A 21,655-nucleotide genomic window follows, 5' to 3' on the forward strand; every position below is an offset into this window, starting at 1 on the left:
ATCAACGCATTCCCTCAAGAATGCGATGAGCGGCGGCTTCCGTTGCGTACAGAACGGCCGTAAAGCAAGGTATCTCAAGAGGCAATATCATGAAGCGTGCCGTGCTGACTGCCGCAACCATCGCCTGCATGGCAATGCCGGCCGGAGCCGCAAGCGTTTCGAAGAGCTACAGCTATTTTTCCATCCACGGCAACACGCTCGACGATATCGAGGAACAGCTCTCGCAGCGCGGCCCGCATGTGAATACGTCGGGCAGCCGTCATCCCGGTGCCACGCGCATGCAGTTCACCACCAAGCTTGCCTATGCGCAGGGCGAAGGCTTTTGCCGGATCGTCGACGCCAGGACCACGGTGAGCGCCAAGCTGATCCTTCCCAGATGGCGCAAGCCGCGCAAGGCCGACCCCGACGTCAAGCTGATCTGGGACACGCTGTCGGCCGACATCAAGCGCCATGAGGAAAGCCACGTGGTCATTGCCAAGAATTACGCGGCCGAACTGGAAAAATCGCTGAAGGCGATGGGCAAGCAGAAGAACTGCCAGATCGCCGCCACCAAGGCCAAGGAGATCACCGCCAAGGTGCTCGCCCGCCATGACCGGGCACAAGCGGATTTCGACCGCGTCGAAGGCAAGAATTTCGAAAGCCGCATCCTGCGCCTGCTGAAGTACCGTCTTGAACAGATGAAGGCCGGGCGCATAAGGGGCTGAACCGGCGCACGTCTCAATCCGGCACACCCAGCTTCTTGTGAAGGCTGGTGGAAGATGTCGTGTACTGGAACACGATCCGTTCTCCCGGACTGACGATCCGCTTGGCCGCCTGCGCCATCAGCGCGGCCTCGTGGAAACCCGACAGGATGAGTTTCAGCTTGCCCGGATAGGTATTGATATCGCCGATGGCGAAGATGCCGGACGTCGAGGTTTGAAACTTCTCTGTATCGACCGGAATGCGGTCTTCGTGGAGGCTGAGCCCCCAGTCGGCAACGGGTCCGAGTTTCATGGTAAGCCCGAAAAACGGCAGCAGCCGCGTGCAGGCAACCCTGGTTTCTCCGTCCGCCTCCCTGATCGTCACGGTTGAAAGCTGGCCATCCTCTCCGTCCAGCTTCGTGACCTGGCCGATGCGGAAGTCGATGTCGCCGCTTTCCCACAAAGCCCGCATCCGGTTGACGCTGTCAGGTGCGGCGCGGAATTCGGGACGCCGGTGCACGAGCGTCACCCGCCGGGCGACAGGCTGAAGGTTCAGCGTCCAGTCGAGTGCCGAGTCGCCGCCGCCGACAATGACGAGGTCATGCCCACGCAAGGCTTCCATCCGCTTGATCGAATAGAGGACGCTCTTTCCCTCGAATGCTTCGATACCGGGGATCGGCGGCCGCTTGGGCTGGAATGAACCGCCGCCGGCGGCAATCACGACCACCCTGGCGTTTACCGTCTGGCCGTCGTCCAGACCAACGCGAAATCCCTCATGCTCAATCCGTTCGAGGCTCGTGACCATCCGGCCGAAACTGAAAACGGGCTTGAACGGCGCGATCTGCTGCATGAGCTGGTCGACCAGCCCTTGCGCCGTGATGACCGGCCAGCCCGGAATGTCGTAGATCGGTTTTTCGGGATAGAGTTCGGCGCATTGCCCGCCTGGCCGGTCGAGAATGTCGACGAGGTGACAGGTCATGTCGAGCAGGCCGAGCTCGAACACGGCAAACAGGCCCACCGGCCCCGCGCCGATGATCAGGACATCCGTTTTGCTGCCTTCCATCTACACGCTCGCGGACGCGTTGATCGGCGTTTCCTTGCACGGGAAATCCGAACGCGCCCCGCGATGGAAAGCGAACGTCTATCCCTGGCGTTCCGGCACCCGCACCACGAGGCCGTTCAGTTCGTCGCGCACCTTGATCTGGCACGACAGGCGCGAATTGGGCCTCACTTCGTAGGCGAAGTCCAGCATATCCTCTTCCATCGCCTCCGGTTCACCGACGATATCGGTCCACTCCTCGTCCACATAGACGTGGCAGGTGGCGCAGGCGCAGGCACCGCCGCATTCCGCCTCGATGCCGGGGACGGCATTGCGGATCGCGTTTTCCATGACGGTGGAGCCGTTCTCGGCTTCCACGTCGAAACGGGTGCCGTCGAAGGCGATGATAGAAATTTTGGTCATTACAGTTCCTGAAACGAGTATGCAGCCGAGATAATCACTCCGGCGAGCAAGTCAACTGCCGCGCAAATGCGTCCCTCAGTGACGCAAACGCTATTTCAATCCGAAATTTTCAACGATTGATCGCCGCGATGAAGTCGCGGGCTTCCTCGATGAGACGGGCAAGCCGTTGCACGACGCGTGCGTCCTGCGGGCTCTGTTCGATCTCGCCGGCGCAATCGGCTATGGCGAAGGCCCCCACCCCGCGCGCGGAACCCTTCAGGCCATGCGCCAGACGCAGCCGCTCGTCGTTGCCTGCGTGGGCGATCTGGTCGCGCACCTGAAGCGCATGATGCACGAACAGCGACAGCACTTCCTGCTCAAGCGCCCGGTCGCCCATCGTCTGCTTGCCCAGATGAATGAGATCGATCGGCCGTGACGTGGCCCGATCGCAGTTTTCGCCCCCCGGCATCGAAAATGCGACACCATTGGATTCCTCTGCGCCCATCTTCACCTTCATCCGTGATTGCCTCTTCCGGCGAGAGACCGTGCCTCAATCATGTGGATAACGGGTTAATCGAAAAATCCGCCAAACTGCCCGCAAATCCGCCAGAATCACCGGCGCATTAACCACATGTTTAAACTTTTACGCATCGTTCGGGATTCAAGTTTCCTTTACCCGCCTGTGCCAGTACGATACGTAAAGTCCATAATAAGCCTCGCTCGCGAGCATTTTAAGGCCGGGATTTTGTCGGCCTCGCGGCACTAGTACAGGGTAACGGCGAAATGGCGAAAAAAAGCTCGGTAACGCAGAATCTCGACCTCGATGTTGCGAAGGAGCTTGAGGAAGCACTCGATTTCGACCTCGCGGCAGGCGCCGACGAACTCGACATAGCAGCCTCCATGGAAGACCTGGAGGCGCAGATTTCCCAGGCGGCCGACGAGCTTGCCCGCGAGAGCCGGGCCGAGAAGATGGCCCAGAATGCGACACCTGCCCCCGCGGCCAGGCCGGCAAGCCAGCCCGCGCCGGCTGCCACCGATCTGCGCCCTGTCGAAACGAGCCCGGCCCGCCCCAACGGCCTTTCGCCCGCAAACGACGACCAGCAGCGCGACTATCGCACGATGCTGAACGGCATCAACCGCCGCTCGTCCGGCGGCATCTATTGGATGATCGCGGTTCTGTCCCTCCTTTGGGTCGGCGGCGGCTTTCTTCTGGCCAATGTGCTGTTCACGCCGCCGCTGCTCGAAATCCGTTCCATCCAGCAGGTGCTGGCACAGCCCTATCTGATCCTCCTCGGCGTCGCCACGATCGTGCCCATCATCCTGTTCTGGGCCTTTGCGGCGATGATCCGCCGCGCACAGGAGATGCGTCTTGCCGCGCAGTCGATGACCGAAGTCGCCTTCCGTCTCGCCGAACCTGAAAACCTCGCCCAGGACCGCATCATGACGGTCGGCCAGGCTGTTCGCCGCGAGGTCGCCGCCATGGGCGAAGGCATCGAGCGCACGCTTGCCCGCGCCGTCGAACTGGAGACGCTGGTTCACACCGAGGTCAACCAGATCGAACGTTCCTATTCCGAGAACGAGTCGCGCATCCGCTCACTCGTGGACGGGTTGGGCGTCGAGCGTGAAGCCGTCGTCACCCACGCCGAGCGCGTGCGCGCTTCCATTGCAGGCGCGCATGAAACGCTGCGCGACGAGCTGGATTCGGCCGGAGACGTCATCCGCCAGAACATCCTCAACGCATCGACCAAGCTGTCGATGACCATCACCGATTCCGGCGATTCGCTGATCGACCGCATCAACGAAAGCGGCTCGTCCATCTTCGATTCGATCGACCAGCGCCTCGACGCGATGGGCGACCGTATCACCACGTCGGGCGAGGCCTTCGCCAGCCTGCTCGACACCCGCATCGCCAAGCTGACCCAGAGCACGGACGACATGACTCGCTCGCTGTCCGAGCTTCTGGACGATCGCACGGCCGGCATGGTTTCCCTGCTGGGTGGCGCTGCACGCAACCTGAACACGGAATTCGAAACCAATCTCAAGGCCATCGAAAACACGCTTGCGGAGCGTGGCCAGGCTCTCATCAGCGAGTTCCAGACCCGCGCCGAGGCGCTCGACACCGGCACGCAGAAGCTCAACGCCGCGCTGGAGGCCCGCGCCCGCCAGATCAACGAAACGCTGGTCGAGCGCGCCCGCGAAATCGCCACCACCTTCACCGACGGCAACCAGAACCTGTCGACCATGATCGAGGAAGGCCGCGCCAGGATCGGCGCGCAGATGGCCGACATGGTCATGTCCACCTCCTCCATGCTGGAGGCCCGCGCCAGCGACTTCGCCGGCCGCCTGGAATCGGCACGCAACCTCGTTTCCAATGCCTTCGACGCCGATCTGCAGAAGCTGGAAGAAGCGCGCCGCGACATCGACGACACCGTGAGCGCCCATGCGAGCAGGTTTGCCGAGACCGGCGAGCGCATCACCTCGACGCTGCAGGCCGATCTCGCCAGGTTCGAGGAAAGCCGCGCCGGCATCGACGAAGCTGTCAGCCTGCAGGTGCTGAAGCTGGCCGAAGGCCGCACCATGATCTCTCAGGCGCTGGACGAGGATCTGCGCAAGATCAACGAGTCGCGCGCCACCATCGACGCTTCGCTCGGCGAACATCTGGAGCGCCTGGCCGAAAGCCGCGCCGGCCTTGCCCGCGCGCTGACGGAAGACTCGCACAAGCTGACCGAAACTCGCGCAAACATTGACGAAATGGTCACGGGCCATATTGGCAAGCTGAGCGAAGGCCGCAACATCCTGTCGCGCGCCATGGAATCCGATCTGGGCAAGCTCTCCGAAGCCCGTACGCAGATTGACGAGCTTGTCGCCGGTCAGGTGTCGAAGCTCGCGGAAGGCCGCGACGTGCTTTCCCGCGCCCTCGAAGCCGACCTTGGAAAGATCGACGAGGGCCGCGCCGGCATCGACCGCCTGATCGACGGGCAGCTCGAGAAGCTCGACGAAGGCCGCGCGCGCCTGACCCGCGCTCTCGAGGACGATCTGAACAAGCTTGCCGAGAGCCGATCCAGCATCGATGGCCTTGTGGCCGGGCAAGTCGAGAAGCTGGCCGAAGGCCGCGACATCCTCAAGCGCGCGCTGGAAGCCGACCTCGACAAGCTGGCCGAAAGCCGCTCCAGCATCGACGGCCTCGTCGCCGGTCAGGTCGAGAAGCTGGCCGAGGGCCGCGACATCCTGCGCCGCGCGCTGGAAGCCGATCTGAACAAGCTGGCCGAAAGCCGCTCCAGCATCGACGGTCTCGTGGCCGGCCAGGTCGAGAAGCTGGCCGAAGGTCGCGACATCCTGCGCCGCGCCCTCGAGCAGGATCTCGCCACCATCGACGACATGGTCAAGCGCCACGCCGACCAGCTCGACGAAAAGCGTCGTATGCTGACCAGTTCGCTTGAATCCGACCTGGCAAGGCTGGCCGAAAGCCACTCCTCCATCGAGGGTGTGGTTTCGACCCAGCTCGAACGCCTCACGCATGGCCGCGACGTGCTCACCCGCGCGCTGGAAGCCGACATTTCCAACATCGAGGGGCTGATCGCCGCGCAGGCCGACAAGCTGGTCGAAGGCCGCAAGCTGCTGTCGCAGGCGCTGGAAGCCGACGTCGCAAGCCTCGACAATCTCGTCGCCGGTCAGGCCGAGAAGGTTGGCGAAAGCCGCAATGTGCTGACGCAGGCGCTGGAAGCCGACATCGCCAGCATCGAAGGGCTGATCGCCAGCCAGACGCGCCGCCTGGAGGAAGGCCGCGCCATGCTGGCCCGCACGCTTGAGGAAGACCTGCAAAAGCTCTCGGAAAGCCGCTCCGGCATCGACGGGCTGGTGGCCGGTCAGGTCGAGAAGCTGGCCGAAGGCCGCGACATCCTGCGCCGCGCGCTGGAGTCCGACCTGCACAAGCTCGCCGGCGCGCGCGCCGAAATCGACGGGCTCGTCACCGCGCAGGTGGAGAAGATCGCCGAAGGCCGCAACGTGCTGTCGCAGGCGCTGGAAGCCGACATGGCCCGGATCGCCGAAGGCCGCTCAGGCGTGGACGAGATCATCGCAGCCCATATCGGTCGCCTCTCCGACGGCCGCGATATGCTGACCCAGGCGCTGGACAACGATCTCACCCGCCTTGCCGAAACGCGTCGCGAGATCGACGAGGCCGTCACCACGCATATCCAGCTCATCGCCGACAAGCGCATCGACATTTCCGACGCGCTGGCCTCCGACGTCGAGAAGATCGAGGAAGCTTTCCGTCGCCAGACCGGCGTCATCGAAGAGCGCACCAGCACGATGGAGCGCGCCCTCACCCTCGGCGTCGACAATGTCCGACAGGTGCTGGAAGGCAGCGCCATTTCGGTTGCCGGCGCGCTGCGTGAAAAGGTCCTGGAAGTCACCGCCCTCCTCAATGAGGAAGCCGGCAAGTCCTTCACGGACGCCGACCGCCAGATCGCGGCCCGCGCCGAACAGACCGCCGCCGCCCTGCTCGCCCGCGCCAACGACATCACCCGCGCCTTCGAGGAAGCGGACGGCCGCATGGCTGCGCGCGCGGAGGAAACGTCCGGCGCATTGCTCGCCCGCGCCGGCGACATCACCCGCGCCTTCGAGGAAGCGGATGGCCGCCTCGCCGCCCGCGCCGAGGAAACGGCGGGTGCGCTGATGGCCCGGACCGGCGACATCGCCCGCGCCTTCGAAGAGGCGGACAATCGCCTGGCCGCGCGTACACAGGAAGCCTCGGGCGCGCTCATCCAGCAGGCCGAGGAAGCGGTTGGAACGATCGCGGCCAAGGCCGGCGACATCGTGCGCACCTTCGACGATGCCGATCAGAAGCTTGTGGCCCGCGCGGTGGAAACCGCCAACTCGCTGGCCGCCCGCGCCGGCGACATCCTCGCCAATTTCGAGAGCGCCGACCAGAAGCTGAGCCAGCGCATCGGCGAATCCGCCGAGGCCCTGGCCGCCCGCGCCGCCGAACTCGGCCGCATCTTCGACGCCGCGGACCAGCAGTTCATCTCGCGCATCAACGATGGGGCGACCACGCTCGGTGCCCGCGCCGTCGAGATCGTCCGCAACTTCGAGGAGGCCGACGAGCGGCTGGCGTCCCGCGTCACCGAGACGGCGGAAGCCCTCACCGTGCGCGCTTCCGAGATCGGCCAGATCTTCGAAACCGCGGACCAGCGCATCGCTGCTCGCATCAGCGACGGTTCCTCGCTCATCGGCTCGCACATCTCCGGCATCGCCAATGTGCTGTCCGAAACCGAGAGCCGCGTGGTGGCCCGCGCCCAGCAGACCGCGGAGGAACTGGAAAATCGCACCAAGGCGATCGAGACGACGCTTTCCAACGCCGACCAGCGCTTTGCCTCCGGCATCGAGGCCGTGGCCGCGCGTGTGGACGAGCATGTTGCGCGCGCCGAAAATCGCCTCGCTTCCAGCGCCGAGACCGTCGGGCAGAAGCTCACCGAGCAGGTCTCGCAGGCCGAAGCCCAGCTCGTTGCGCGCGCCGACACCATCGCGGAGACCTTCACGGCTGTCGGCCAGCATATCGGCCACAGCACCAACGAAGCTGCCCGCACCATCGGCGCGAACACGCGCGAGCTGAACCAGATGCTCGCCGAGCGCTCGGCCGAAATCTCGAAGATCCTCGACGAGAACGCGCGGCCGCTGGTGGATCGTTTCGCCGAGACCGGCGACGACCTGCAACGCGGTCTGGAACAGGCGACCCAGCGCGCCACCGAGCGTCTGCGCACGGAAAATGCCGCACTGGTCAACGCCCTCGCCAACCGCACGGCCGAAACCCTGTCGGCGGTGGAAGGCGCGCGCACCAACCTCGCCGAGAACGTCAGCGACCTGATCGGCAAGCTCTCCCTGTCGAGCGCACAGCTCAACGACCTGATCGAGAAGGCCGCCGGCAATCTCGCCAATGTCGATGAGCGCCTTGTCGGCAGCACGCAGGCCTTCGCCGCCACGACCGAGAAGGCTGCGCAGACCTTCGCAAGTTCGGCGCGACTGGTGGATTCCAACGCCACCCGCCTTACCGAACTGTCTTCCAACACGCTCAAGGAAGTGGCATCCATCGCGACCCGCTTCGACGAGCACAGCCGCCTGCTTTCCAGCGCGTCCGAGCTGCTGGGTTCCGCACAGAACAACCTCGAGCACACGCTCGAGCGCCAGTCCTCGCTGGAGGATCTGGCCGTTGGGCTGGTCAAGAAGTCGGAAGACCTCGAACGCGTCATGAAGTCCTTCGAGAACCTTGTCGGCAAGGCGCTCGAAAAGGCGGAAGACCGCACGCTCGCCTCTACCGACAAGATCCGCAGCGCGATCTCCGAGGTCGTGGATTCGGCCACCAAGCGTTTCGCCGATGCGACCGAGGAGATGCGCCGCACGGCAAGCTCCATCAAGAGCGAACTCGACCAGACGCGCGCTGAGTTGAAGAAGGGCGTGCTCGACATGCCCGAGGAAGCCAAGCAGTCCACCACGGCCATGCGTCGCGCCGTGACCGAGCAGATCAACGCGCTCAAGGAGCTTTCGGACATCGTCGCGAAGTCCGGCCGCACGGTTGACGTTTCCACGCGTCAGCCCGAGCCGCGCCGCCCGGCGCCTGCACCGGCTCCCGCAGCGCCGCGCGCGCCGGCTTCCGATGCGCCGCTGCGCGGCACGCTGGAAATGGAACGCGCCCCGGCACCGGTTCCCGCACGCCCGCAGCAAGGCAATGCCGCGCCGCGTTCGGGAGGATGGGTGCGCGACCTGCTTACCGGCGCGTCGCGTGATGACGCCGCGCGCCCGGCATCCGTCGCGGAAGCCCCTCGCCCCGTGACCAGCCAGCGCTCACCGGCCCATGTGGTGGAATCGCTGAATTCGCTGTCGGTCGACATCGCCCGCGCGATTGACCACGAGGCGTCGATCGAGCTGTGGAACCGCTATCGCCGCGGCGAGCGCGACGTCTTCACCCGCCGCCTCTACACGCTCAAGGGCCAGCAGACCTTCGACGAAATCCGCCGCAAATATCAGGCGGATGGCGAGTTCCGTGCCGCCGTCGATCGCTACTGCGAAGACTTCGAAAAACTGCTCAAGGACGTCTCGCGCAACGATGCCGACAACGTCATGACGCAGACCTATCTCTCGTCCGACACCGGCAAGGTCTACACCATGCTTGCCCACGCAAGCGGCCGGCTTCGGTAGGAGAGATACAAGAGAGAACTGAAAAGGCGGGAAATTTTCCCGCCTTTTTCGTTGGTTGTTCTTGGGCGACCCGGAAGTCCTTCCGTCTGAAAGAAAGACGCGCGAAACCGCACGCGCGGACCACGCCTGCCGAGCGACGAAATCAACGGCTTTGGGTGAAACTTCAGATGCTGGTATCGGTCCAGGCGACGATCTGCAGCGCCGCATCACCAAATGCACGGTCGAGCGCGCGCATATAGGCATCATTGCCGCTGCCGCTTACCCGTGCGCTGGCGGTGAAGCTGCGCGAGGCGCGCACTTCGCCGTTGCGGTCGTTCAGCAGCCGCACGAACAGCTCGATCTCGGCATTGCTGGAACCGTCGACATGCACCTGGAAGCTGCGCAGTTCCACGATGACCTGATAGTCGATCGCCAGCCCCTCGCCCGGCAGGCCGACACCGGCGAAAGCGCCGGAATGCTGGAACGTCTCGGCAAGCCGCGCCTGGACGATACGCGGCAGGCGGTCCGCCCACTGCGCGCCCTTCAGATATTCAATCACGCCGGAGGTGCGCTTGATGACGACGTTCTGCCCGTCCAGCGCCTTGAGCGCCGACGGCTCGGCTATGAGTATCTGCATGCGCTTGCGCGCATGTTTTTCCGGGCTGGAGGGCGCTGTCAGTTCATAGGTGTCGAGCGGAGCCGGGCCACCGCCCGGCAGCAACGCGCAGCCCGAAAGCGCCAGCGCAACCGCTCCCCCCGCCATGAATTGCACTGCCTTCACCGCAAGTCCCGTCCCCAAGATGTCCCTCCGGCTTCTGCCGGTGCCTGTTGTCGGCCTGCCCTTCTTCGAATGGGCGGCCGTCGGTGTCAACGTCGCGCGCGTCCGTCATACTGGCGCACTGTACCCTCTCCACCGGTAATGATGCGCTGCGGATTCCGCTCCAGATCGGTAATGGCCTGCTCGATGCGATTGATCGAGCGACGACCGTCGCGCACGAACGATTCGACGTCACGCAAGCCTGAACCCGAAAACTGCTGCAGTCCACCCAGAATGGCGCTCAGATGCTGGTTCAGCGTATCGGCAACCTGCTTGAAGGATTTCAGCGTCGATGAAGCTTCGGCCATGACGCCTTCCGTCTGGCCGGAACCGAGCAGCTTGTCGACCTTGAGCAGAATGCCGTCCACCCGCACCGATGCCGCATTCAGGCGATGAGCCAGCTCGGTCGCGTCGGACACCATCTTGTCGATGTCGTTGGCCCGATCGCCGAACGTCTCTGTGACCTTGGCGATGTCGGCTGCGGCGCGATTTGCATTGCGGCTCGCGTTCTCGAAATTGTCGAGCGTCGTGCGCACGGTGTCGGGCTTCACGCTCTCGAGAATGCCGTCAACCTTGGCAAGCGTGTCGGTGCCCTGCTGCGCGAAGCTGTTGACGGAGCTTACGGTCTTCTCCACCCCGGTGATGATCTCGTCCAGTTGCTTGCTGTTCTCGCTGAGTTCCTGCGTGAACTTCTGCACATTGGTGACGATCTGCGCGACCTTTTCCCTGTCCACCGAGCGCAGCAGGTCTTCGGCCGCATTGAGCGTTCCTTCCAGCTTGCCAGAAACGCCGGCGAGCTCCTGTGACAGCTTGCTGACATTGTCGAGGAAACGATCCACGCCCTCGGCATTGCGTCCGAGCGCTTCGGAAAACTTCTCGACATTGGTCACCGTTTGCGTCAGCGGCCCGCGCACGTCGCCGGCGAAACCTTCGACCTGATTGAGGACGTGATCCGCCCTCTTGAAAATGTCCTGCGCGGTTTGCAGCAGATTGGTGACGGCGGATGGATTGGCGGTGATCTCCGCAATCTTGCCCTGCGCTTCCGCCTCGTCGAGCAGGTTCGGCTCGCGCGGATCGGCTCCCTTGAGCTCGATATTGGCCTGGCCCGTCAGGTTCGCCAGCCCGATATCGGCCTGCGTGGATTTGGTGATCGGCGTCAGCCTGTCGATCTCTGTATCGGCGATCGCCACGGTCGGGTTTTGGACGTCGATGAAAACCCGACGCACATCGCCCACCTTGACGCCATTGAACATGACGATGCTGCCACGCGTCAGGCCGGAAGCCGAGCCGGGGATACGCACGCGCAACATGGCCGTCTCGCCCCTCTCCCCGATCGCCGCCGTCCAGTAGACGAAGGCAAAGGCGGCAAGAATTGCAACGACCGTGAAAATTCCGACGATGACGTAATTGGCTCTGGTTTCCATAAGCGGCTTTGGTTCTATCCCCTTGCAGTCAAATCGAGCTGTCGTGCGCGCTTACCACGAAAGTAAGACTTCACCCACGGTTCCTCGCTGGCAAGCATGTCTTCGATGGTGCCTTCCACCAATACCTTTTTCTTGCCGAGAACGGCAATTCGGTCACACACGGCAAACAGGCTGTCGAGATCGTGCGTGACCATGTAGACGGTGAGCCCCATCGTATCGCGCAGCTTGGAGACGAGTTCGTCGAACTCGGCAGCGCCGATGGGGTCGAGGCCCGAAGTGGGTTCGTCGAGGAAGACGATGTCCGGATCGAGCGACAGAGCGCGCGCCAGCGCGGCGCGCTTGATCATGCCGCCCGAAAGCTCCGAGGGGAATTTCTGGGCGGCGTCGCGCGGCAGGCCGACAAGCTCGATCTTGAGCAGCGCCAGTTCGTCCATCAGCCGCTTGGGCAGATCGAGATATTCGCGCATCGGCACCTGGACATTCTCCAGAACCGTCAGGGCCGAAAACAGCGCGCCATGCTGGAACAGCACGCCCAGACGCATGTCCAGCCGCATCCGCTCCAGCTCGCTGGCCTTGTCCACATCGACACCGAAGATGCGGATCGTGCCGGAGCGCCTCCTGGTCAGGCCGAGAATCGCACGCAACAGGACCGACTTGCCCGCGCCCGATGCCCCCACGAAACCGAGGATTTCACCGCGCCGGATGTCCAGCGACAGATTGTCGAGCACGACATTGTCGCCGAAGGCGACAGTAACGTTGTGCGCCGACAGGACAATGTCGTCGTCGCCTCGCTGAACCGCTCCGCTCGTCGCCTGTGTTGCCTGCTGCCCGGTCATCCGCACCTCAGAAACCGATGGAGGCGAAGAAGATGGCGAATGCGCCATCCAGCACGATGACGATGAAGATCGACTTCACCACGGACGCGGTGACATGCTCGCCCAGCGATTCGGCGCTGCCGCCGACCTTCAACCCTTCGACCGAGGCGATGATGCCAATGATCATCGCCATGAACGGCGCCTTGATCAGCCCGGTCAAAACCGTTCCGACATCGATGCCGACCCGCAGCCGGTCGATGAATGCCGCCGGGGTGATGCCGGAATAAAACCACGAAATGACAATGGCGCCGCCCAACGCCGCGAAATCGGCGATGATGGTAAGGCAGGGCAAGGCGATCACCAGCGCTACCAGCCGCGGAAACACCAGGACGCCGACCGGATTGAGGCCGATGACCTTCAGCGCATCGACCTCCTCGCGCATGCGCATGGAGCCGATTTCGGCGGTGATGGCGCTTCCCGAGCGGCCGGCGACCATGATCGCGGTCATCAGCACGCCCAGTTCGCGCAGCACCAGGATGCCGACCAGATCGACCACGAAAATCTCGGCGCCGAAATAGCGGAGCTGGAATGCGCCCTGCTGCGCCACGATCGCGCCCACGATGGTGGACATCAGCAACACGACCGGCACCGCGCCGACGCCCATCTTGTCGATCTGATTGAAGATGGCCGCGATGTTGACGGCGTGGCCGCGCCCGAGCTTCATCTGCGCGCCGCGGATGGTGGACCCCAATATGTTCATGGCCGCGAGGAAATCGTCGCGCATGGAATAAACCCCGCGCCCGACCGTCTCGAAGAAGGCGATGAGGAAATTCGGCTCCTGCCGCGCGGGAACGGGCTCGCCGCGCTGCGTCGCCTCGTGCACTGCGTCCAGAAGGATCGCCGCCTCTTGGCTCTGCCCCTCAAGCGTGAGGCCGGAGCCCTGCGCCGCGCGCGCGGTGACGAGCCTTTCGACCAGCCAGGCGCCGGCCGTGTCGATCTTCTCGACCTGCGACAGGTCGAGGGTCAGGGGAGCCTCACCGTGCTCCGCCTCCAGCTTGCGCATGTCCGCGTCGACGGAGGCAACGGTCCTTGTCGTCCATTCTCCGGTCAGCGCATAATCGGCCGCGCCGCCCCGCTCCAGCGCAACCACGCGCGGCGGGTTCTCTTTGGCGCTGACCGCCTTCGTGTCGGCATTGATCACCATGGTCGCCTGTCTTATCCCGTCAGGGTGAGTCTGTCACTTTCGTCCGGCGGATGCTTTGAAACGCAAAGGAAGAAAAACATGCCGCGTGTCCTTTCGGTCAGTGCAGAACGTTTTCCGATAGCCGGAACCTTTACGATCTCGCGGGGCTCCAAAACCGAGGCGGAGGTCATCACCTGCACCATCACCGATGGCACCGTCAGCGGTCGCGGCGAATGCGTGCCTTACAAGCGCTACGGCGAAACGATGGAAGCCGTGCAAGCCGCCATCGAAGCCATCGCCCCCAGAATCGCCTCCGGCATCGACCGCAAATCCCTGCTGCAAGCGATGCCCGCCGGGGCCGCGCGCAATGCGGTGGACTGCGCCCTGTGGGACCTGGAAGCCAAAATGTCGGGAACACCGGCATGGCACCATGTTTCCACCATGCCGCCCAGGCCGCTGGAAACGGCCTATACGCTTTCACTCGGTACGCCAGAAGCCATGGCGGCGCAGGCGCGCGACAATGCCGGCCGCCCGCTGCTCAAGGTCAAGATCGGTGGCGACAACGACGTCGCCCGCATTCGCGCCGTGACCGCCGCCGCGCCCGGAAGCCGGTTGATCCTCGATGCCAATGAGGGTTGGACCGAGGACAATGTCGAGGAAAACATGGCGATCGCCGCCGAACTCGGCGTGGCGCTGATCGAGCAGCCGCTGCCGGCCGGCAAGGACGCGATCCTGGCCAGCATCCGCCATGCGGTGCCGATCTGCGCGGACGAGAGCGTCCATGTTGCGGATGATCTCGATTCGCTTCTCGGCCTTTACGACGCCGTCAACATCAAGCTGGACAAGAGCGGCGGCCTGACTGCCGCCCTGCTGCTGCACGACAGGGCGCAGCAACTGGGCTTCTCGATCATGGTCGGCTGCATGGTCGGCACATCGCTGGCGATGGCGCCGGCCGTGCTTCTGGCGCAGGACGCCGAATTCGTGGACCTTGATGGGCCGCTTCTGCTGGCGCGCGACCGCTCGCCGGGTCTCGTCTACGAAGGCTCGCTCGTGTCACCGCCCCAGCCGGCGCTTTGGGGCTGATCTCGCCGCAAGCAGTATGAAGCCAAGACCGATGGCTGCCACCCCGGCCATGACGAAGAAGCCGTCAACGCCGAGGCGGTCGTAGAGCGCGCCGGAAAACAGCGTCACCGCCGCCATCGCAAAGCCGTTCGCAAAATAGGCGATGCCCTGGGCTGCGCCCATGCGTTCCTCCACCACCGTCTCGCCGATCATCTTCTGCAAGCCGATCAGAATGAGTCCGGTGGAAAAGGCGTGAAGGGTCTGCACCGCAAAGAAGCCGATAACGCCCAGACCGGCCGGCCATATCAGCGGATAGAGCAGCCATCGGGCCATTGCCGCCACCCCGGCCATGACCAACAGGGTGGACGTGCGGATATGGCTGAAGACGCGGGTGAAGATCATGAACATCCCCACTTCCGCCACCACCGCCCACGCCCACAGAAGACCGACCAGCGTTTCGCTCAGCTCGATGGACTTCCAGTAGATGGAGACGAAGCCGTAAAGAAAGCCGTGGCTTGCAATGATGATGCCCGCACCGATGACGAAGAACAGGAAATAGGCGTTGAGCAGTTTTGGTGCGGCTTCCTGTATGTCGGTCGCGGAAAGCGGCGAAGCCTTGCGCGGTTGTCCCAGGCGCGGCGCGAAAAAGGAAAGAACCAGGGCGACCGCCAGCCCCACGGAAATCATCGTCGGCACGGTGGTCGCGCCATATGCGGCAATGATTGCGCCGCCGATGAAGTTCGCCACCAGAAACGAGATCGACCCCCAGATGCGCATCCTGGCGTAGACCGAGCCGAAGCGGCGTACGCCCGACAGCGCCAGCGAATCGGTCAGCGGCGTCTGCGGTGTCCAGAACACGGCCAAAACCAGCGAAACGCCCAGAACCACCGTGTAGGTCGGCTGCAGGAAATAGCCGAGGGAAAGCAGCAGCGCGGTCGCGATCATCAGCACCAGAATGTTCGACCGGTCCTTCGCGCGGTCGGCCATGGCCGTGATGAAGGGCGTGGTGACGACGCGCAGGAACATCGGCGCCGAAAGTATGATGGCGATCTCTTCCGCCGCGAACCCCTTCGCTTCCAGCCACAGCGGAAAATACGGCAGATGGATACCCAGAGACACGAAGATCGTCAGGAAAATGAGCGAAATGCGCAGTTCGAACTGTCTCGGCTTGACAAGTTGCTCGGGCGAAAGCGTCTGCAAGGGCGGCATGGAAGCATGGGTCCGGCGCACGACTCGATGTGAAGCTCCGGCCGTGACGTCGAACTGCTTAACATGGGCCGCGCATTCGGAGAATGGCGCATGCCAGGCAGCATCCCCCTCGCCGGCCATTCGCATCGGGCCACAGCCGCGCGGACATCGGGCCAGTTTTCAGCCAGCGCCCTGGAAATCGCGCTCATGGGCTTATGAAGGGCAGGATTGGCTCTGAATGCGTCGAAAATGCTCGACATTGCCTTGCACTTTTCTCCCGTTCAGGACCTAAATCCGACTCGGCCACCCAAACCCTGATCGTCCACGCGAACCAGGCTGCGGGCTTTCATTTCCGGAGGAACAGACCATGGATCTCGGCATTCGAGGCAAGACTGCAATTGTGTGCGCATCCAGCCGCGGGCTGGGCAAGGGCTGCGCGATGGCGCTGGCCGAGGCGGGTTGCGATCTGGTGGTCAACGGCCGCGACGCGCAAAAGCTGGCCGAGACAGCGCGCGAGCTGCGCGAGCGGTTCGGCGTCAAGGTCATCGAAGTGGTGGGCAATGTGGCCGATCCGGCCGTGCAAAAGGAGTTGCTGGCGGCAGCACCCGCGCCCGACATTCTGGTCAACAACAATGGCGGACCGCCGCCGCGCCGCCTTGCCGAACTCGACCGCGAGAAGATTCTCGACGGTGTCACCAACAACATGATCACGCCGATCGAACTCGTTCAGGCGGTGATAGGCGGCATGGCCGAGCGCGGCTTCGGCCGCATCGTCAACATCACCTCGCTGTCGGTATATGTCCCCATTCCGGGCCTCGATGTCTCGTCTGGCGCACGCGCCGGGTTGACGTCCTTCCTGGCCGGCGTGGCGCGCACGGTGGCCGACCGCAACGTCACCATCAACAACCTGCTGCCGGGCAAGCTGGATACGGACCGCCTGCGCACCACGCAGGGCGTGAGGGGCAAGGAGACGCCGGAAGAAGAAGCCGCGCGCAAGGCCAAGCTGTCGGTGGACATCCCGGCCAGGCGGCTCGGAACACCGGAGGAATTCGGTCAGATCTGTGCCTTCCTGTGCTCGGTTCACGCCGGCTATCTGACGGGCCAGAACATCCCGGTCGACGGCGGACTTTATGTGAGCGCCTTCTGAGGCGATCACACATCTGACTCAATTGAAGAGATAGTGAGGCCAAGCAATTGGAATCACGATTCTTTATCGCTCACCCGCCTTTCGATCGCATAACGATCTCGAAATGGCGGGATCGCGTGTTAAAACACGTTTGTGAACGACCAAAAATGGCGGGTTAAGCGGCTGATATGGACACCGAAAAAGACAATGCTGCGCGCTCCGATCTCAACGAGGCGGCGCTGTTCTTCCACAAATATCCGGTAGCGGGAAAACTGGAAATCCAGGCGACCAAGCCGCTGGGCAATCAGCGCGATCTCGCACTGGCCTATTCCCCCGGCGTCGCCGCTCCCTGCCTTGCCATTCAGGAGGAACCGGCGACGGCGGCCGACTATACGGCCCGCGCAAATCTGGTGGGCGTGATTTCCAACGGCACGGCGGTTCTGGGCCTGGGCGATATCGGCCCGCTGGCCTCCAAGCCGGTGATGGAAGGCAAGGCCGTCCTGTTCAAGAAATTTGCTGGCATCGACGTCTTCGACATAGAGATCGACGCGCCCGAAGTCGACCAGATGGTGGAAACCATCTCGGCCCTTGAGCCCACCTTCGGCGGCATCAACCTTGAAGACATCAAGGCCCCCGAATGTTTCGAGGTGGAAGACCGCCTCAAGCAAAGGATGAACATTCCCGTCTTCCATGACGACCAGCACGGCACCGCCATCATCGTTGCCGCGGCGATCCTCAATGGGCTGGCGTTGGCCGACAAGAACATCGAGGAGGTCAAGATCGTCACCTCCGGCGCGGGCGCGGCAGCCCTTGCCTGCCTCAACCTGCTTGTCTCGCTGGGCGCCAGTGTGGAGAACATCTGGGTCACCGACCGCTACGGCGTCGCCCACAAGGGCCGCACCGAGGAAATGGACCGCTGGAAGGACCCTTACGTCAAGGACACCAACGCGCGCACGCTGGAGGATGTCATCGAGGGTACCGATGTCTTCCTCGGCCTGTCGGCGGCAGGGGTGCTGAAGCCGGAACTGCTCAAGCTCATGGCGGAAAAACCTCTGATCCTGGCGCTGGCAAACCCGGTGCCGGAAATCATGCCGGAGGTGGCGCGCGCAGCCCGCCCCGACGCCATGATCTGCACCGGCCGTTCGGATTTCCCCAACCAGGTCAACAACGTCCTGTGCTTCCCCTACATCTTCCGTGGCGCGCTGGATTGCGGCGCCAGCGCCATAAATGAGGAAATGAAGCTGGCCGCCGTGCGCGCCATCGCCGCACTTGCGCGCGAGGAGCCCTCGGACGTGGCGGCAAAAGCCTATTCGGGCGAGACGCCGACCTTCGGGCCGGACTTCCTGATCCCCTCGCCTTTCGACCCGCGCCTGATCCTGCGAATTGCGCCAGCGGTGGCCAAGGCCGCATGCGACAGCGGCGTCGCCACGCGGCCGATCGAGGATTTTCCGGCCTATCTGGATCGGCTCAACCGCTTCGTCTTCCGCTCCGGCCTCGTCATGAAACCGGTCTTCTCCGCGGCCAAGGCATCGGGCGCCAAGCGCGTCATCTATGCCGATGGCGAGGACGAGCGCGTGCTGCGCGCCGCGCAGGTGGTGCTGGAAGAAGGCATCGCCCAGCCGATCCTGATCGGTCGCCCGAGCGTGGTGGACGTTCGCCTGCGCCGCTACGGCCTGCGCATCCGTCCCGGCAAGGATTTCGAACTCATCAACCCGGAAGACGACCCGCGCTATCGCGACTATGTCGAACTGCTGATCGAACTTGGCGGCCGGCGCGGCATCACGCAGGAAGCCGCACGCACCATGGTGCGCACCGACAGCACGGTGATCGCCGGCCTTGCGATGCGCCGCGACGAAGCCGACGCCATGATCTGCGGCCTCGAGGGGCGCTTTGCCCGCCATTTGCGCAACGTATCGCTCATCATCGGCACGCGCGAGGGGGTACGCGACCGGGATTTCTCCGCACTTTCCATGCTGATTTCCAGCCGTGGCGTCACCTTCTACACCGACACCTATGTGACGCTCGATCCGAGCGCGGAGGAAATCGCCGAAATGACGATCCTCGCGGCCGAGGAAATCCGCCGGTTCGGCATCGAGCCCAAGGCCGCGCTGCTGTCCTATTCCAACTTCGGTTCGCGTGACGCAACGAGCGCCATAAAGATGCGGGAGGCAGCCGACATCCTGAAGAGGATCGCGCCCGACCTGCAAAGCGACGGCGAAATGCACGCGGATTCGGCACTGTCGGAACATCTGCGCCAGCGCGTCTATCCGCATTCCACGCTGAAGGGCGAAGCCAACCTGCTGGTCTTCCCCAATCTCGACGCGGCCAATATCACGCTCAACACGGTCAAGCAGATGACCGATGCGCTGCATGTAGGGCCGATCCTGCTCGGCACGGCGCAGCCCGCGCATATCCTCACGCCATCCGTCACCTCGCGCGGCGTGGTCAACATGACCGCCCTCGCGGTCGTCGAGGCCGGGCAGAGGGCACAGGCAACCCTTACCAAGCCGGCCTGACCGGCTTCCACAGGCTGTTGCGAAGTGTAAAGCGGCGGTTAACCCGCCGCTGCTAGATCGAGGGTAAGGCTGGACGACACCGTCCGGCCTGCGAAGGCAACAGAAGCTCGGGGTTATACATGACGGCCGAATCGGGCGGGTTCGTGCGCGCAATTGCAATTTTCGCGCTGGCATCGGCGGCAGGCGTGGCTGCGCCATCCGCCTTCGCGGGCACGCAGCTTTGCAACCAGCTTGAAGCGCGTCTGGCATCCGCCAGCAAACCCTTGCCTCGCAATACCGCGAAATACGACGCCGCCATTGCAAAGCAGCGCGAGCAGATCGTGCGTGTGCGCAATCGCTCCCAGATTGCGGGTTGCGGTCTGGCCGATGTCAATCGCGGCATCGAGGATTGCGGGCGGCTCAATGCCAATCTTGCCAATATGGAGCGCAATCTCGGCGTGCTGCAACGCAAGCGCGACGGGCTTGTTACCGCGCGGCGTGCCGCCTCGCCCGATCAGATTCTTGCGGAACTCGCTGCCAATGGCTGCCGTGAACCAGCACAGCAGCAGTTGAATGCGGCCGATGACAGCATCCCCGCCGTCCAATCGACCGAAGACATCACGACCGCCGACGTCGAGCAGGACACCGCAGCGGTTTCGAAAACGATGGCGGACACGCCAGCGCAGAGCCTGGAGACGATCGCCGGCAATCCGCCCGCGCCGGAAGCGCCGCTCATGGAAGCGGACCCTACCAAATCCTCATCCATTGTCCGGCCGGAAACCGTCGCGGCGCCTGTCAAATCGGAAAGCGCCACGCAAGCCAATGCTTCCGAGCAGTTGCCCGAACATGATCTGGACCCGAACCGCCGCGTCAGGGTCGTCGGGCCAACGTTCCTTCCCGACCCAGAAGAGGCAATAGATCTGCGAGCTCCGGGCCGGAAGAGAGCCCAGTAAGCGCCAGGCGCAGCGGCATGAACAGCGGCTTGCCCTTGCGGCCGGTCGCTTCCTTCACGGCTTGCGTCCAGGATTTCCAGGTCGTCCCGTCCCACGGCTCCTCAGGCAGCAGGTCAAGAGCCTGACCCACGAAGTCGGCATCCTCGCCTGAAAGCTCGGCCGGCTGCTCCGGCCCCTGCCGCACGACCCGCCACCAGCCTGCCGCATCCGACAGCCGATCGAGATTGCCCCGCACCGCCAGCCAGAACGGCTCGGCTTTTTCGCCTGAAATGCCGAGCGCGGACAAGCGGTCCTGCGCCTCGCTGAACGGCATGTTGTGCAGCAGCGTGCGGTTCAGCACCAGCAATTCGTCGGGGTCGAACTTGGACGCTGATTTCGACGTCGTCGTGGGATCGAAGCGGGCTGCGAGTTCCGACATGGCCGGCACGGCGGCAACGCTTTCAGAGGTGCCGATCAGCACCGCCAATGACGCGACCGACATCGGCTCGATGCCGGATTCGCGCAGGCCCGAGATCGAAAGCGCGCCGGTGCGCTTGGAAAGCCCCTCGCCGTCGCCGGTCGTCAGCATGTTGTGATGACCGAATGCCGGCGGCTCGGCGCCCAGAGCCTTGAACAGCGCAATCTGCACGCCGGTATTCGTAACGTGATCGTCGCCGCGGATGATATGGGTGATCCCCATCTCGATGTCGTCCACCACCGAAGGCAGCGTGTAGAGATAGGTGCCGTCCTCGCGCACCAGAACCGGATCGGACAGCGAAGCAAGGTCTACGGTCTCGTTGCCGCGCACGATGTCATTCCAATGAACTTCCGTGCGCTCCGTTTCGAACGGGTCGTCCTTGAAATTGGGCAGCAGGAAACGCCAATGCGGCCGGCGGCCCTCCGCTTCGAATGCCGCCTTCTCTTCGTCCGTCAGCTTCAGCGCCTCGCGGCCATAGACCGGCGGCAGCTTTCGCGACAAGCGGATCTTGCGGCGCAATTCCAGCTCTTCGGCCGTCTCGTAGCAGGCATAGAGCAGGCCCGCGGCCTTCAGCTTCTCCACCGCTGCATCATAGACCTCAAAGCGGCGCGATTGATATTCGGTCGCGTCCGGGAAGATGCCCAGCCAGTGCAGGTCATAGAGGATCGCATCGGCATATTCCTGCTTCGAGCGCGCCAGATCGGTGTCGTCGAAGCGTTGCACGAAGCGGCCGCCATTCTTCATGGCAAACAGCCAGTTGAACAGCGCGGTGCGCGCATTGCCGATATGGATGCGGCCGGTGGGCGAAGGGGCGAAGCGAACGGTAACGGTCATGCGCACG

At 63.7% G+C, this 21,655-nt stretch carries 15 protein-coding genes; 6 read left to right on the top strand and 9 right to left on the bottom strand.

Annotation, left to right across the window (positions count from 1 at the left end; translation table 11 throughout):
- Positions 1-89 precede the first annotated feature (89 nt).
- Entirely contained in the window at positions 90-704 is a 615-nt protein-coding gene (locus C7441_RS04595) for a DUF922 domain-containing Zn-dependent protease (RefSeq protein WP_109611863.1), read from the top strand.
- A 13-nt stretch (positions 705-717) separates the two neighbouring features.
- Here the strand turns inward: C7441_RS04595 and C7441_RS04600 are convergent, their stop codons facing one another.
- The 3 genes from C7441_RS04600 to C7441_RS04610 form a co-directional block, all read right to left on the bottom strand.
- On the bottom strand, positions 718-1,743 hold the full coding sequence (locus tag C7441_RS04600; RefSeq protein WP_109611864.1) for an NAD(P)/FAD-dependent oxidoreductase: 1,026 nt from the start codon (positions 1,741-1,743) through the stop codon (positions 718-720).
- Between the two features lie 78 nt (positions 1,744-1,821).
- The gene (locus C7441_RS04605; RefSeq protein ID WP_019173136.1) at positions 1,822-2,142 is read right to left on the bottom strand and encodes a 2Fe-2S iron-sulfur cluster-binding protein; all 321 of its coding nucleotides are present in this window, start codon (positions 2,140-2,142) and stop codon (positions 1,822-1,824) included.
- 109 nt (positions 2,143-2,251) lie between these two features.
- Positions 2,252-2,626: an Hpt domain-containing protein gene (locus C7441_RS04610; protein WP_170125015.1), complete on the bottom strand. Its 375-nt coding sequence runs from the start codon at positions 2,624-2,626 to the stop codon at positions 2,252-2,254.
- A gap of 278 nt (positions 2,627-2,904) precedes the next feature.
- Here C7441_RS04610 and C7441_RS04615 point away from each other — a divergent pair, with 278 nt between their 5' ends.
- Entirely contained in the window at positions 2,905-9,315 is a 6,411-nt protein-coding gene (locus C7441_RS04615) for a kinesin (RefSeq protein ID WP_109611866.1), read from the top strand.
- A gap of 163 nt (positions 9,316-9,478) precedes the next feature.
- Here C7441_RS04615 and C7441_RS04620 read toward each other — a convergent pair whose 3' ends face one another.
- The 4 genes from C7441_RS04620 to C7441_RS04635 all read right to left on the bottom strand — a co-directional run bounded on the left by C7441_RS04620 (position 9,479) and on the right by C7441_RS04635 (position 13,554).
- On the bottom strand, positions 9,479-10,057 hold the full coding sequence (locus C7441_RS04620) for an ABC-type transport auxiliary lipoprotein family protein (protein ID WP_019173138.1): 579 nt from the start codon (positions 10,055-10,057) through the stop codon (positions 9,479-9,481).
- A 104-nt stretch (positions 10,058-10,161) separates the two neighbouring features.
- Complete coding sequence (locus C7441_RS04625; RefSeq protein ID WP_109611867.1) at positions 10,162-11,535, bottom strand: MlaD family protein; 1,374 nt, start codon at positions 11,533-11,535, stop codon at positions 10,162-10,164.
- 14 nt (positions 11,536-11,549) lie between these two features.
- Positions 11,550-12,371, bottom strand: coding sequence for an ABC transporter ATP-binding protein (locus C7441_RS04630; protein WP_019173140.1), 822 nt, complete (start codon positions 12,369-12,371; stop codon positions 11,550-11,552).
- A gap of 7 nt (positions 12,372-12,378) precedes the next feature.
- Positions 12,379-13,554: an ABC transporter permease gene (locus C7441_RS04635; protein ID WP_109611868.1), complete on the bottom strand. Its 1,176-nt coding sequence runs from the start codon at positions 13,552-13,554 to the stop codon at positions 12,379-12,381.
- A gap of 78 nt (positions 13,555-13,632) precedes the next feature.
- On the opposite strand from C7441_RS04635, the gene dgcA reads away from it, so the two are divergent.
- Entirely contained in the window at positions 13,633-14,616 is a 984-nt protein-coding gene (gene dgcA / locus C7441_RS04640; RefSeq protein WP_109611869.1) for an N-acetyl-D-Glu racemase DgcA, read from the top strand.
- On the opposite strand, the gene C7441_RS04645 is transcribed toward dgcA, so the two are convergent.
- Positions 14,587-15,804, bottom strand: coding sequence for an MFS transporter (locus tag C7441_RS04645; protein ID WP_109611936.1), 1,218 nt, complete (start codon positions 15,802-15,804; stop codon positions 14,587-14,589). The two genes, dgcA and C7441_RS04645, sit on opposite strands and share 30 nt — an antisense overlap.
- 346 nt (positions 15,805-16,150) lie before the next feature.
- Here C7441_RS04645 and C7441_RS04650 point away from each other — a divergent pair, with 346 nt between their 5' ends.
- The 3 genes from C7441_RS04650 (at position 16,151) to C7441_RS04660 (ending at position 20,357) form a co-directional block, all read left to right on the top strand.
- On the top strand, positions 16,151-16,930 hold the full coding sequence (locus tag C7441_RS04650; RefSeq protein WP_109611870.1) for an SDR family oxidoreductase: 780 nt from the start codon (positions 16,151-16,153) through the stop codon (positions 16,928-16,930).
- 167 nt (positions 16,931-17,097) lie between these two features.
- Complete coding sequence (locus C7441_RS04655; RefSeq protein ID WP_109611871.1) at positions 17,098-19,425, top strand: NADP-dependent malic enzyme; 2,328 nt, start codon at positions 17,098-17,100, stop codon at positions 19,423-19,425.
- A gap of 119 nt (positions 19,426-19,544) precedes the next feature.
- Positions 19,545-20,357 (top strand): hypothetical protein, encoded by an 813-nt coding sequence (locus C7441_RS04660; RefSeq protein ID WP_109611872.1) that lies wholly within the window; start codon positions 19,545-19,547, stop codon positions 20,355-20,357.
- Here the strand turns inward: C7441_RS04660 and gltX are convergent.
- Entirely contained in the window at positions 20,275-21,648 is a 1,374-nt protein-coding gene (gltX, locus tag C7441_RS04665) for a glutamate--tRNA ligase (protein ID WP_109611873.1), read from the bottom strand. The genes C7441_RS04660 and gltX overlap by 83 nt on opposite strands.
- Positions 21,649-21,655 lie beyond the last annotated feature (7 nt).

Source organism: Pseudaminobacter salicylatoxidans (assembly GCF_003148475.1).
Classification (GTDB): domain Bacteria; phylum Pseudomonadota; class Alphaproteobacteria; order Rhizobiales; family Rhizobiaceae; genus Pseudaminobacter; species Pseudaminobacter salicylatoxidans.

What these genes read in the sequence shown, in the direction of transcription:
- C7441_RS04620 (WP_019173138.1), bottom strand. Translation starts at nt 10,057, where the DNA reads ATGGCGGGGGGAGCGGTTGCGCTGGCGCTTTCGGGCTGCGCGTTGCTG.
- C7441_RS04645 (WP_109611936.1), bottom strand. Translation starts at nt 15,804, where the DNA reads ATGCCGCCCTTGCAGACGCTTTCGCCCGAGCAACTTGTCAAGCCGAGA.
- C7441_RS04625 (WP_109611867.1), bottom strand. Translation starts at nt 11,535, where the DNA reads ATGGAAACCAGAGCCAATTACGTCATCGTCGGAATTTTCACGGTCGTT.
- C7441_RS04660 (WP_109611872.1), top strand. Translation starts at nt 19,545, where the DNA reads ATGACGGCCGAATCGGGCGGGTTCGTGCGCGCAATTGCAATTTTCGCG.
- C7441_RS04600 (WP_109611864.1), bottom strand. Translation starts at nt 1,743, where the DNA reads ATGGAAGGCAGCAAAACGGATGTCCTGATCATCGGCGCGGGGCCGGTG.
- C7441_RS04630 (WP_019173140.1), bottom strand. Translation starts at nt 12,371, where the DNA reads ATGACCGGGCAGCAGGCAACACAGGCGACGAGCGGAGCGGTTCAGCGA.
- C7441_RS04610 (WP_170125015.1), bottom strand. Translation starts at nt 2,626, where the DNA reads ATGGGCGCAGAGGAATCCAATGGTGTCGCATTTTCGATGCCGGGGGGC.
- C7441_RS04615 (WP_109611866.1), top strand. Translation starts at nt 2,905, where the DNA reads ATGGCGAAAAAAAGCTCGGTAACGCAGAATCTCGACCTCGATGTTGCG.
- C7441_RS04655 (WP_109611871.1), top strand. Translation starts at nt 17,098, where the DNA reads ATGGACACCGAAAAAGACAATGCTGCGCGCTCCGATCTCAACGAGGCG.
- gltX (WP_109611873.1), bottom strand. Translation starts at nt 21,648, where the DNA reads ATGACCGTTACCGTTCGCTTCGCCCCTTCGCCCACCGGCCGCATCCAT.
- C7441_RS04635 (WP_109611868.1), bottom strand. Translation starts at nt 13,554, where the DNA reads ATGGTGATCAATGCCGACACGAAGGCGGTCAGCGCCAAAGAGAACCCG.
- C7441_RS04595 (WP_109611863.1), top strand. Translation starts at nt 90, where the DNA reads ATGAAGCGTGCCGTGCTGACTGCCGCAACCATCGCCTGCATGGCAATG.
- dgcA (WP_109611869.1), top strand. Translation starts at nt 13,633, where the DNA reads ATGCCGCGTGTCCTTTCGGTCAGTGCAGAACGTTTTCCGATAGCCGGA.
- C7441_RS04605 (WP_019173136.1), bottom strand. Translation starts at nt 2,142, where the DNA reads ATGACCAAAATTTCTATCATCGCCTTCGACGGCACCCGTTTCGACGTG.
- C7441_RS04650 (WP_109611870.1), top strand. Translation starts at nt 16,151, where the DNA reads ATGGATCTCGGCATTCGAGGCAAGACTGCAATTGTGTGCGCATCCAGC.